12 protein-coding genes are annotated in these 12,702 nt (G+C 63.1%); 7 read left to right on the top strand and 5 right to left on the bottom strand.

Annotated elements, in window-relative coordinates; all coding sequences use genetic code 11:
• Positions 1-70: 70 nt before the first annotated feature.
• From P1L40_RS05780 to P1L40_RS05765, 4 genes are all read right to left on the bottom strand, one after another.
• Positions 71-673, bottom strand: a complete 603-nt coding sequence (locus tag P1L40_RS05780) for a class I SAM-dependent methyltransferase (protein ID WP_284010377.1) — start codon at positions 671-673, stop codon at positions 71-73.
• Positions 674-810: 137 nt separating this feature from the next.
• Complete coding sequence (locus P1L40_RS05775; protein WP_284010376.1) at positions 811-2,067, bottom strand: MFS transporter; 1,257 nt, start codon at positions 2,065-2,067, stop codon at positions 811-813.
• Positions 2,068-2,116: 49 nt separating this feature from the next.
• A complete protein-coding gene (locus tag P1L40_RS05770) occupies positions 2,117-3,601 on the bottom strand; it encodes an aldehyde dehydrogenase family protein (protein WP_284010375.1) in 1,485 nt (494 codons plus the stop codon).
• Positions 3,598-4,842, bottom strand: a complete 1,245-nt coding sequence (locus tag P1L40_RS05765; RefSeq protein WP_284010374.1) for a M24 family metallopeptidase — start codon at positions 4,840-4,842, stop codon at positions 3,598-3,600. Before P1L40_RS05765 ends, P1L40_RS05770 begins: the two co-directional genes overlap by 4 nt.
• A 141-nt stretch (positions 4,843-4,983) precedes the next feature.
• Here P1L40_RS05765 and P1L40_RS05760 point away from each other — a divergent pair, with 141 nt between their 5' ends.
• From P1L40_RS05760 to P1L40_RS05740, 5 genes are all read left to right on the top strand, one after another.
• On the top strand, positions 4,984-5,601 hold the full coding sequence (locus P1L40_RS05760; RefSeq protein ID WP_284010373.1) for a cysteine hydrolase family protein: 618 nt from the start codon (positions 4,984-4,986) through the stop codon (positions 5,599-5,601).
• An 86-nt stretch (positions 5,602-5,687) separates the two neighbouring features.
• Complete coding sequence (locus tag P1L40_RS05755; protein WP_284010372.1) at positions 5,688-6,191, top strand: Lrp/AsnC family transcriptional regulator; 504 nt, start codon at positions 5,688-5,690, stop codon at positions 6,189-6,191.
• A gap of 264 nt (positions 6,192-6,455) precedes the next feature.
• Positions 6,456-7,610, top strand: coding sequence for an ABC transporter substrate-binding protein (locus P1L40_RS05750; RefSeq protein WP_284010371.1), 1,155 nt, complete (start codon positions 6,456-6,458; stop codon positions 7,608-7,610).
• 5 nt (positions 7,611-7,615) lie between these two features.
• The gene (locus P1L40_RS05745; protein ID WP_284010370.1) at positions 7,616-8,431 is read left to right on the top strand and encodes an ABC transporter permease; all 816 of its coding nucleotides are present in this window, start codon (positions 7,616-7,618) and stop codon (positions 8,429-8,431) included.
• Positions 8,431-9,252: an ABC transporter ATP-binding protein gene (locus tag P1L40_RS05740; protein ID WP_284010369.1), complete on the top strand. Its 822-nt coding sequence runs from the start codon at positions 8,431-8,433 to the stop codon at positions 9,250-9,252. Before P1L40_RS05745 ends, P1L40_RS05740 begins: the two co-directional genes overlap by 1 nt.
• 26 nt (positions 9,253-9,278) lie before the next feature.
• Here P1L40_RS05740 and P1L40_RS05735 read toward each other — a convergent pair whose 3' ends face one another.
• Entirely contained in the window at positions 9,279-10,238 is a 960-nt protein-coding gene (locus P1L40_RS05735) for an asparaginase (RefSeq protein WP_284010368.1), read from the bottom strand.
• 163 nt (positions 10,239-10,401) lie between these two features.
• Between P1L40_RS05735 and P1L40_RS05730 the strand changes: the two genes are divergently transcribed.
• Positions 10,402-11,760: a dihydroorotase gene (locus tag P1L40_RS05730; protein ID WP_284010367.1), complete on the top strand. Its 1,359-nt coding sequence runs from the start codon at positions 10,402-10,404 to the stop codon at positions 11,758-11,760.
• A complete protein-coding gene (locus P1L40_RS05725) occupies positions 11,757-12,698 on the top strand; it encodes an amidohydrolase family protein (RefSeq protein ID WP_284010366.1) in 942 nt (313 codons plus the stop codon). The genes P1L40_RS05730 and P1L40_RS05725 overlap by 4 nt, the downstream gene beginning before the upstream one ends.
• Positions 12,699-12,702: the final 4 nt, after the last annotated feature.

The raw sequence follows: 12,702 nt of genomic DNA, 5'->3' as shown, positions 1-12,702 counted from the left end.
GACCCATTAGTGGTGGTGCATCTCCGGAGCGGTCTCGACACTCGCTGGCGGACGACCTGCCTTGGCTGATTTATCTTTCCTTCCGGGCGACGACGGCAACGAGTGGGTCCCGGCCCGGCGTCTCGCTGACGACATCCACGACCGTCAGTCCGCCCGCCTCGCAGTACGATTCGACGAGTGCCTGGCGCTCGGCCATGCTGGCAGTTCGCCAGGCCCGAATCGCCTTCGTCGGGAACATCCGATTGGTGAAACTCACCACCAGGACACCGCCCGGCGCGAGGACACGACCGAACTCCGCGAACACCGCTGTGGGGTACTGGAGGTACTGGACCGACAGCGCACAGAGGACGGCGTCGAACGCGTCGTCGGCCAGGGGGAGCGTCTGGTCTTCGTTGAGGTCCTGGACGAACCACTCGTCGAGGGCGTCGTTCGCGGCGAGTTCGGCCTCGTTGAGTCCGTGGCCGACGACGCGGTCGAACCGGATCTCGGGGAGGTGTGACACCCAGCTCCCCATCGCGTCGAAGACGCGGTCGCCGGGCGAGAGGACCGAGGCGTACACCTCGGTGAGGCGGGCCAGGAAGGCGTCGTCGGCGTGGGTCACGAACCGCGGGCTGTCGTAGAAGGCGTCGTCCGGGCCCGAATCGAGCTTGGATCGGTCGCTATCCGAGAGCACACTCCCTGTAGGGTCGCGACAGCCAAGAGCCAATCGCCGCGCCGAGAGAACGGAACCGGGGCAGCCAGAGACTTCCCGGTCGTCTCCCCCCGACTCGGGACCGACCGAAACGACTCGGTTGCGGTTCGACGGGGTTCTCACCGGTTCTGGCTCCCGCCGTCCGGACGCGTGGGCCGCTTGACCGGCCGAACCGTGAACAGCACCGCACCACCGAGTGCCAGCACCCCCGCGCCCAGCAGGAACGACCGTGACCACCCGACGGTCGACACGAGGACGCTCGCTCCCGTCCCGGCGAACACACTTCCCCACAGCTTCGCGGTGTAGAGGACGGCGTAGTTCTCCGAGGAGTACGTCCGCCCGTAGTACTCCCCGACGACTGTCGGAAAGATCGCAAAGACCGGGCTCCGGAAGAACCCCGCGACGAGGATACAGGCGACGAAGGCGAGCCCGATACCGAGGTTCCCCGCCAGGACGGCGCCGCCGATCCCCGCGGCGCTACAGAGCAGCGAAGTGCCGGCGGTCCGGAGCGGGCCGAATCGGTCGGAGAGCCCGCCAACGATCAGCCCGCCGGCCCCGTCGGCGACAGCGATGACCGAGGCGGCCAGCGTCGCCGTTCCTGTGGCCAACTGCAGTGCCGTCGCGAAGGCGATGAGCTTCCCGATGAGCATGAGTCCGACGCCGTTCACGACGACGAAGACGCCGTAGAGGACCCAGAACTGCCACGTCGTAAGCGCCTGGCGCCAGTTGTACGGTTCGGCCGGTCGCCCAGTTTCGGCTGCCTGACGGCCGTCCGCGGCCGCCCCGTCTGTCGGCACCGTCTCCGTGTCGGGATCACGGAGGACGAGCGCCGCAACGAGACACGCGACAGCGGCCAACACGGCGAAGGCGAGTAGCGAGCGCCCGAGACTGCCCAGCAGGTCACGTCTCACCACCGGGATCAGTGCGAAGCTCAGAACTGCGTACGACATCGTCAGGACGCCGGTCGCGAGCCCGCGTCGCTCGTCGAACCACTTGACAGGCGTGTTGACCGCGATCGTGTAGATGGCTCCGGAGCCGGCACCACCGGCGACTGCCCCCACACCGGCAGTGATCGGCGTCGACGCCGTCGCTATACCGACGAACCCCCCGGCCATGAGGATACCACCGACGGCCGTCGGGAGCCGTGGCCCGTACCGGTCACGGACCCACCCAGCCGGAAACTGCGAGAGCGTCTGTGTCGCGATGACGACCGTAAACAGCGTACCGACGGTCGTCTCGGTCGCCCCGACCTGCGCTCCCAGCGGCCCTCTGATCGACGACCAGACGAACTGGAAGGTGCCGGCGATCCCCATCGCGAACGCGGCGCTGACGACGAGCCACCAGCGCGAAAACGGGAGTGGTCGGTCCGATTCCATTCTCGATCACCGGCGGATCCCGAACGGCCGTGTCGGCCGATCGAGACGGTCAGTCGTAGTACTCGTCGATGGCGCCGTCCTCGCTCGGGGCGATCTGCGACCGGATCGTCTTCACCTGCGTGAACTCGTCTAGGGTCTCCTCGAAGCCGAGCTTCCGTCCGATCCCGCTCCGTTTGTAGCCGCCGAACGGGGCACCGAGGAACCCGTTGACGAAGTTGTTGACGAAGATGAGTCCGGCCTCCAACCGCCGGGCGACGCGATTTGCGACTTCCATGTTCCGTGACCAGACCGCACCGGTGAGCCCGTACTCGGTGTCGTTCGCCATCTCGATGGCGTCCTCGACTCGCTCGTACCGCTGAACCGTGAGGACGGGCCCGAAGATCTCCTCGCGGGCGATGCGCATGTCCTGGGTCACGTCGCCGAACACGACCGGCGGGACGTAGTAGCCATCCGGGAGGTCGGCCGGCAGTTTGCCTTCGTGAATCACCGAGGCACCTTCCTCCTTACCGAGTTCGATGTACTTTCGCACCTTGTCGTACTGCTGTTGGCTGGCAAGCGGTGCGAGATCGGTCTCCTCGTCGGTGCCCGGGCCGATCACCATCCCCTCGGCCTTGGCGACGAACTGCTCGATGAACTCGTCGTAGATACTGTCGTGGAGATAGAGACGGGAGCCGCTGGCACAGGCCTGTCCCTGATTGTTGAAGATTCCGTCGTAGGAGCCGTCGACGGCCTTCTCGATGTTGGCGTCCGGGAGGACGATGTTTGCGTTTTTGCCGCCCAGTTCCAGCATTACGTCGGTGATGTCCTCGGCGGCGGCTTTCATCACCTTCGACCCCGTCTCGGTGTGACCGGTAAAGGCGAGCTTATCGACATCCGGGTGTTCGGTCAGGCGCGCGCCGGGTGCGACATCGCCGGTGACGACGTTGACGACGCCGTCGGGGAGCACGTCCTGCCAGAGTTCGGCCATCAGTAGGGAGGAAAGCGGCGTCTCCGGCGCGGGCTTGAGCACGACGGTGTTGCCCGCGGCCAGCGCCGGCGCGGTGAAGTCAGCGGTGTGCATCGGCGGCCAGTTCCACGGGATGATGACACCGACGACCCCGTACGGTTCGCGGACGGTGTAGTCGAACAGGTCGTCCCGCTCGGGGATCGTGTCCCCGTGGGTCTTGTCCGCCGTCCCCGCGTAGTAGCGGTAGCCGTCGATGGCCTCCTCCACGTCGGTCCGTGATTCGGAGAGCGGTTTCCCGTTCTCCAGGGTCTCAAGCAACACGAACTCCTCGGCGCGTTCTTCGACGCGGTCCGCGACTTCGAGGAGGTAGTCGACCCGTTCGCGGGCGCTGACGTGGCGCCAGGTCTCCTCGTAGGTCTCGCGAGCGACGCGGACGGCCTCGTCGATGTCGCCGGCGGTCCCCTCCGGCGCCGAACCGATGACGGTCTTGTCGGCGGGATTCTCGACATCGAACCGCTCTCCGCTCTCGCTCTGTGTGAACTCCCCGTCGACGAACAGTCCCCAGTCGTGGTAGTCGTGGTCGGTCATGTCTGGACGAACTCCATCGGGTACTCGTGTAGTCGCTCCGCGCCGTCCTCGGTGATGTGAACGTACTCGCCGAGGAACATCCCGCTCATCTCGTCGCTGGCCACGGGGTTCGGCTCGACGACGACCGTGTGGCCCTCCTGGAACTCGAACGGCGGGTTCGGGAACCCACCCTCGTTGCGCGTCCCGATGAGCGGACGCTGGATGCCCAGCCCCCACCCGTGGATGATCGGCGCGTGGACGGTCCAGTCGCGGCTCTCTATCGGTTCGGTCGCGGCCGCGAGCACGTCCTCGGTCGTCGCCCCCGGCTCAAGGGCGTCGAGTACGTCGTAGAAGACCTGCTCGCCGACATCGTACAGTTCCTGATAGTGGTCTGTCGGCTCCTCGCCGACGGCGATCCCGCGGAGAATCTGTCCGGAGTATCCCTTGACGTTCCGGGCGCTGATCTCCGTGAGTATGACATCGCCTTCCTCGATGGTCCGGTCGGACTGGTGTTCCCAGGGATAGGGCATGTCGGGGTCGTGCATGCTCGTACTCCCCAGCAGCTGGAAGAAGTACTCGCCTTCGTCGAGATACGATGACATGATCTCGGCTTTGAGTTCCCGCTCGGTTACCCCCGGCCGGGCGGCCGCTTCGAGTGCGCGCATCGCCTTGTCGGTGAGTTCGACGCCCTCCCGGATCGCCTCCAGTTCTTCTTCGCTCTTCTTGAGCCGGATCCGGTCGAGCATATCGGAGACGAACTGGAAACTGGCATCGTCCAGCGCCTCCGTGATCGTCAGGTAGTCGTTGGCGGGCAACTCCGTCGTCGCCGGGCCGGGTGATCCGACGAAGCCGATCGAGCCGTCCTCGTACCCCAGTTCTTCGAGTCGGTCGACGACAGCCTGTCCCTTGTCCTCGGTCCCCCACCGCACGTCGTCGATATGGCTCATGAGATGTGCGTCGGGTACGTGTGGGTAGAGGTCTGCGAACAGTGTCGGCTCACCGTCGGCGGGGAAGACGATGTAGGACTGTATCTGGTCGATGTAGCCGCTCAGATAGCGGATGTTCGCCTGGTTCGAGTCCGTGTGTGCGGAACTTCCGTACACGACGAGACAGTCGAGGCCGCGAAAGAACATCTCCTCGCGGAGATTGTCGTATCGTCGCTCGTACTCTGACCCGGAAAACCGCACGTCATCGTAATCGCTCCCCCGTCGATCACGTAGCTGGGATCCGATGCCGCGCAGTTGGTCATTCTGTGGTACCATGCTACATACACCCTTACTCTCTCCCGATATAAAATTTGGGGGATTGTAAATCATATTGTGAAGATATACTACTCGATATTCTAAGAAAGGTTGATTTACACCATGAAAACTTATAAACAGTGTGGCTTTACTACACAGAGTATGGATCCTGAGACCACGGCTGTCCTCACAGTCGATCTCCACCGGGGCCATCTCGATCCGGAGATCGCGACCCTACCAGTACCCGCGGACCGAGCGGAAGAGATCGTCGACGCGTCGGAGCGGCTCGTCACGGCGGCCAGAGCGAACGATTTTCCGGTGATCCACGTCACGACCGCGTACCGTGACGCCAGCGAGATCACGTCCAACCCGAAGTGGAACGAGACAGAGGTCAGTGACGGAGACTCCCGGGAGGCAATCTCCGAACACAACGTCTACGGGAACACCGAGGGGATGGAGATTATGCCGGCACTCGCTGCGGACGAGGATACGTTCCTCCAGCCGAAAAAGCGGTACTCGCCGTTCCTCGAAACGGACCTCCCTTTCGTGCTCCGGGTCAACGACATCGAGACACTGGTCGTCGCGGGCGTCAACACGAACACCTGCGTACAGTGCACCTGTTTCGAGGCAACCAACCGCGACTACGAAGTCGTCGTCGTTGAGGACTGTGTCGGAAGCATGGATGGCGAGGAGTTCCATCAACTCGGTCTCAAGAACATCGATCAGGCACTCGGGACCGTCGAATCCCTCGATCAGGTTACCGAGTCGTTCGAGAACTGAACTAACTTTCAGACTTTCCGCTGTGGTCTGGCGTAGCTTTCGGCTCAAGGAAAGGGTTAACTGAGTCACTATTCTACATCCAGTGGATGGCAACGGAACTAGACACAGTCGACAAACAGATCCTGGATCTCCTTCACGACGAAGGGAGAGCGACGTACAACGACATCGGCGAGGAACTCGGGATCACAGGAAACACGGTCAGACGGCGGATGGACCGGATGCGTGAGGAGGGGATCATCCGGAAGTTCACCGTGATGACCGACCCGGCGAAGCTCGACTATCTGACCGTCGCGTTCGGGCTCAGCACGGAGGCTGGCCGCACGGACGACATCGCCGAGGAGATCGCCGAGACCGATTGTGTCTACAAGCTCTGGGTCCTCTCCGGAACGCACAACATCATCTTCGACGCGCGGTTCGAGGACACTGAACACTTTCAGTCGTTCACCCACGACGTGCTTCACGCAGTCGAGGGGATCGCCTCATACGAGTCGTCGATCGTGACGCGGTCGGTGATCGACGACGGCAGTACGGTTCTGATGTCCGACGAGGAGGACGCGGCCGAGCAGACAGTCGCCTCCGTGGAAGACTGATCCGGCCCCGGGCGGTCACTTATCGACCGGTGTCGTGACCGCGACACGACAGATCCATCTTTCTCGTATGCCCCGACTGACCGTCTCCCACCCCGTTTTAGTATCCTCGATCCGGCCCGGAAATTATATTTCTAACAAAAGTCTCTCCCACCTGAGGAAATCTACAGTATAAAGAATATAGTGGCGATTTAGTACAAAATAATGGTAATTTGGATTATATTTACCCAAAGCTACTTGTTACCCTCTCTCAAAACAACGGGTATCATGGCACGAAAACCCACGAACCGGCGTCGATTCATCAAAGCGACCGGAGCCGCTGCACTCGCAGGGCTCGCTGGCTGTTCCGGCGGTGACGGGGGCAGCGGCGGGGACGGCGGCGACGGCGGGAGCGGCAGTGACGGCGGCTCGACTGACAGCGGTTCGGGCGACGGTGGCCTCGAGAAAACCGAGGTCAGCGTGCTACTGACGTACTTCCCGGACATGGTGTTCTCCCCGATGACTGGGGCCGTGGAGTTTGGCTACTTCGACGATGTTGGACTGGATGTCTCGATCACCACGTCGCTACAGGTCCAGAACCCGCTGCAGATCCTAGTCAACGGTGAGATCGACGTGGTCGTCGCGACCCCGTTCTCGTACGTGACAGCACTGGCCCGGGGCATCCCGGTCCAGACGCTGTTCACTACGATCGGGAACACCCCGCTGAGTTACGCGTCCATGGGCGACTCCGGGATCGAAAGCGTTCCGGACTGGGCCGGCAACACCGTCGGACTACAGAACGAGGCCGACCGTAACTGGGTCACGCCGGTCGTCCTGGAGGAAGAGGGCCTGTCACAGGAGGACATCACCCGGACCAACATCGGCTACTCGGTGACGAACCTCACCGAAGGAAACGTCGACGTGATGTCGCTGTACCCGACGAACTCCGACTACAACTCCCTGCGGCTCCAGGGGACGGAGTTCAACCTCTTCGAGGCTCGTGACTACACCGACGCCGGCGGGAACGTCGCACTCGCATCGCAAGACCTCGTCGACGACTACCCCGAGACGTTCCGGGAGTTCACGCGGGCGTGGTGCAAGTCCTGCGAGGAGTCGCTCAACCCCGAAAACCGCGATCGGTTCGCGGAGATGACGCTCGGACGGCTCAACGATGCCGACGCCGACGTGTTCCTCGGTGGCGTCGATCCGATGGAAGTCGAGCGGTCGAACTTCGATCAGTTCCTCGAATACCGCCCCGACGACTCCTGGGACGCAAACGGCGTCGGCTACAACGACCCCGGCGACTACGCCGAGGTGCAGAACCTCGGTGTCCGGGCTGGTGCGATCAGCGAGGGTGCGACGACTGCGGAGTCGGACATCGTCGACAACTCGCTGGTCGAAGCTGTCCACAGTGACGGGGAGCTTCAATGGTCGGGTAACTAACACCGATGGCGACAGACACTCCAAACCAGATGGACTTCGGGACCAGAGCCGGCAATCTCGTCGACAAGTACAAATACCCGGTGGCGTTCCTCGTTGCCTTCCTCGGGCTGTGGACGCTCGGGGTCAGAGTGTACGCTGTCCCGACGTACGTCCTACCGGCTCCCGCGGAGATCATCCTGAGTTTCCAGGGAGAACTGGGGAGTCTGGCAGGACACGCCCGGGTTACTCTGATCGAGGCGATACTGGGCTGGGTGTTGGGCAACGCCATCGGCATCTCGCTGGGTGCCGTCATGGCCGAGTTCAACACGCTCAAACGCTCGATCTACCCGTACATGGTCATCCTCCGGTCGCTCCCGGTGATCGCGTTCGCCCCACTGCTGATCATCTGGATGGGGATCAACCAGGGGCCGATCATCGCGGCCGCGACGATCACGACGTTCTTCCCGTCGCTGGTCAACAGCATCGCGGGCTTTTCCTCGACGGACAAGCTGACCAAGGAGCTGATGCACTCGCTCAACGCCAGTCGCTGGCAGGTGTTCCGGAAGGTGAAACTGTACAACGCGCTCCCCTACATCTTCTCGGCCCTGCGGATCAGCGTCGCGCTGACGTTCGTCGGCGCCGTCGTCGGCGAGTGGCTGGCCGGTAACGAGGGGCTGGGCTATCTCATCCTCGTCGCGAACAACCAGCTCTCGACGCTATTGTTGTTCCGCGCACTGTTGATCATCGGGCTGTGTTCGACAGTGTGGTTCGGACTCCTCGTGTTCGTCGAATCGTATCTCATCGACTGGGAGAACCAGAGTAGCGGAGGTGCCACCCGATAATGTCCGAAGCGGATAACCCACACGTCGAGCGGACGAGCAGCGAGGCGAAGATCTCCATCGACGGTATCGACAAGATCTACGGCCGGGACACGGCCAACCCGGTACAGGCGCTACACGATATCAACCTCGACATCTACGAGAACGAGTTCGTCTCGATCATCGGTCCGAGCGGATGCGGGAAGACGACGTTGCTGAAGTGTCTCGGTGACATCATCGAACCGACTCGGGGGACGATACACGTCGGGGACGGGACGGCCGCCCAGGCCCGCGAGAACAACGACATGTCCTTTTTCTTTCAAGAGGACGTGTTACTCCCGTGGCGCAGTGTCATCGACAACGTGCTGCTCCCCCTGGAGATCCAGGGGAAAGACACGAGCGATCCCGAGGTTCGAGAGCAGGCCGAGGAAGTAATCGAGACGGTCGGTCTCGGCGGGTTCGAGGACAGCACCCCACAGCAACTCAGCGGCGGGATGCGCCAGCGCGTCGCGCTCGCCCGCGGATTCGTCTACGATCCAGAGATCTTCCTGATGGACGAACCGTTCGCGGCCCTCGACGAACTGACCCGTCGGAAGATGAACCGGGAGCTGTTGCGGATCCACCAGGAGATCCAGAAGACGACGGTCTTCGTCACGCACCACATCACCGAGGCGGTGTGGCTCTCCGACCGGGTGATCGTCCTCTCTCCCCAACCCGGCGAGGTTCACGACATCGTCGATGTCGACCTTCCGCGCCCGCGTAGCGAAGACACGCGCACGCTCGATGCATTCGTCGAGTACGACGAATCGTTGACCGAGACCGTGATGGAACTGGACATGACCTGAGAACGCTGGCCGCGAGACTGCCGAGATCAGGGCCGTGACAGCACCGATCCGACGCCGCCGCCGGCGAGTCCGACGATCGTCTCGACGCGCGCTTTCTGGAGGTTCCGCTCCGAGTAATAACACCCCAGCCGCTGTAGTGTGACCTCACTGCCGGGGAAGTCGTACGTGTCCGTCGCGAGTCGCCCCTCCGGACAGCGCGTGGTCGCCACGAGCGGGATGTCTGCCTCGGCCAGCGCTTCCAGCGGTTCGATGAGTTTCGGCGGGATGTGACCGGCGCCGGTCGCCGCCAGCACGACCGCCGCACACTCGTCGGGCGCTGGTATCTGTGACGGATGCATGTCGGCCGTGACGGTGATACCGACGACCTCGTTCGTGAGGGCTGCGGGGTCGATGTCGACCGACTCCGTCCGCTCGGTCGCGACACTCCACCGGATCGTCTCCTCGTCGCGGGTCGCCAACGGGCCGAACTCCGGCGAGCGGAACGTATCGAGGTTCATCGAGTTCGTCTTGGTCACGTACTTCGCAGCGTGGATTCGGTCGTTGAACGCGACCAACGCACCGCGGCCACGGGCGCCCTCGCTCTGGGCCGTTCGGACGGCCGTCAGCAGGTTGGCCGGCCCGTCAGGGCTTGCGAGCGACGGGTTTCGCATCGCCCCGGTGAACACGACCGGTGTCTCGCCGTCGTAGCTCCGGTCGACGAAGTACGCCGATTCTTCGAGCACGTCCGTCCCCTGCGTGACGACGATGCCGTCGACCACGTCGTCGCTGTCGTACTCGGCGATCAACTGGCTCAGTTCGTGCATCTGTTCGACAGTGAAGTGTGCGCTGGGCACGTTGGAGAAGTCCTCCGTCCGGAGCGACAGTTGGTCGTCGAAGCCGGGCACACTGGCGACGAGGTCTTCGCCCGTCAACTCCGGACTCGCGTCCCCACCGGCGTCCTCCGTCGAAGCGATCGTCCCGCCTGTCGAGATGACAACGATTGTCATATACACTCCTTCTGTGAGAGATACCTAAAAATTTCTGATGACGAAATTGAAGTCGGGTATCGGGTCGGTTAGGGTTGTGAAAAGAGATCTAGAGTAGTATTCTCTCTAGAAATGACTGCTAATGTAGAAAAGTTATACGTGCTTGGGGATGAAACGTGTTGTCATGGTGTACGACACTGCAATCACCGACGGCACGGTAGTCACTGCTACCGAGCAGTTCCCGGCGACAGTCGCGATCCGGGACGGCCGGATCGCGGCCGTCCTCGATCCAGCAGAGACAGTGGAGGCCGAGCGTACCATCGACGCTGCTGGCAAGCACATCCTTCCAGGCGGCGTCGATCCACACGTCCACATGATGGACCCCGGCGACACGGAGCGGGAGGACTTCCCGACCGGGACGGCCGCGGCGGCCGCCGGCGGCATCACGACCGTGGGCGAACACCACCGGACAGATCCGACGGTCCTGACAGCCGACATCCTCACCGACAAGCGCGACTACCTCTCGGACCGAGCGCGCGTCGACTTCGGCCTGCTCGCGGGTGGCCACCCCGACAACGTCGACGAGATCGCGGGGCTCGAAGCGGAAGGGACACTCGCGTACAAGAGCTTCACCTGCGATGTCCACGGCGTCCCCGCCCTCCAGAGCGCGGACATGCACCGACTCTACGAGGAGATCGACCGGGTCGGTGGGATCAGCATGGTCCACCCCGAGGACGAACTGATGTTGAACGCAAACGAGGAGCGGATCCGCGAGGAGGGCCGCACCGACGGCAGCGTCATCCCGGACTGGCGATCGAAGGAGGCAGAACAGGTCGCCGTCTCGACGACGCTCCGGATCGCGAAACAGACCGGCGTCCCGTTCTGGTTTGCACACCTGAGCCACCCCGAACTGATCGATCAGGTGAACCACTACAAGTCACAGGGGGTCGACGTGTACGCCGAGAGCTGTCCACACTACTTCTATCTGACTCGTGAAGATATCGTCGAGGACGCGCCGTACACGATGTTCACGCCGCCCGCTCGCGAGGAGTCTGACCGGCGAGAGCTGTGGGAGCGGTTAGACGCTGGCGAGATCGACATGATCAACGCCGACCACGCACCCTCGACACTGGAGCAGAAAGCCGAGGGGGAAGACAACGTCTTCGACGCCCCCTTCGGCATTCCGGGCGTCGAGACGGTATTACCGCTGTTGTTGAACGGTGTCGCCGAAGGTAAGGTCTCGATCGAGCGAATCGCAGAGGTCTTCGCTACCAACCCCGCGAAGATACTCGACCTTTACCCGCGGAAAGGCAGCCTGCAGGTCGGTGCCGACGCCGACCTCACCATCGTCGATCTCGACCGCGAGCAGACACTCCGGAACGAGAACGTCGTCGCGAAGTGTGGCTGGACGCCGCTCGACGGGCTGACGATCACCGGCGACGTGGAGACGACGCTGGTCCGTGGCGAGCCAGTCTACCACGAGGGTGAAGTCGTCGGCGACCCCGGATACGGGGAGTTCGTCCGCCGAGGTGAGGCCGAATGACGGTCGACTTCGGCGGTCACCTCTACCCGGAGTCGGTGTATCCCGATCCGATACGCGAGGGGCAACTCGGTGAGTTACTCGGCCCTCGGCTCTCCGATCCCGATACCCTCGTTGACCTGTACGACGCCGCGGGCGTCGACGAGGTCGTCCTCTCACAGCCCTTCTACATGGGCTCGTCGGATGTCGAGGGCGTCCGCAGCGCAAACGACGCGCTGCTGGAAGTCGTCACCGACTACGACCGGTTCTACGGACTGGCAGCGATCCCGGTTGCCGCTGGCGGCGAGGCCGCCGCACGGGAGTTCGAGCGGGCACTGGACCAGGGCTACCACGGTGGCGCGGTCGAGACGAAGACCGAAGGCGTCGAACTGACCGACAGCCAACTGGAACCGGTCTTCGAGGTCGCGGAACGCCACGACGCGCCACTGCTCGTCCACCCCAAACTCCACGAGTCGGTCCATCCCGAGGCGCTGGACGACACGTACCTGCTGAACGCGATCTTCGGACGGGAGGCGGCCCTCTCCGAGAGCATCTGTAAGGTGATCCACGAGGGCGTCCTCGACTCCTACCAGGACCTGAACCTCGTCTTCCACCATCTCGGCGGGAACATCGCCAGCATGCTCGGGCGGGTCCACCTCCAGCTAGACGCGGGCCGCTGGCCGGGGCAGGACTCGGTAGTCCCCTACGAGGAGTTCAAGCGGTATCTCGACGAGCGAATCTACCTCGATACGTCCGGATTCTTCGGATATGAACAGCCCCTTCGAGCGACCTTCGACGAGATCCCGACCTCGCAGGTGGTGTTCGGAACCGACTACCCCTTCGAGCCCCGCGACGGGGACGAAATCGACGAATTGGCCGCCGCTGTCGATCGCTGCTCCCCAGAGGGGGCGGCACAACAGGTGTTAGCCGAGAACGCGCTCTCGCTTCTCGTCGATCCGTGACAGG

The organism is Haloarcula pelagica (assembly GCF_030127105.1).
In the GTDB taxonomy this organism is placed as follows: domain Archaea; phylum Halobacteriota; class Halobacteria; order Halobacteriales; family Haloarculaceae; genus Haloarcula; species Haloarcula pelagica.
Note: the sequence above shows the minus strand (reverse complement) of the source record. Positions and strands in the feature narration are given on the sequence as shown.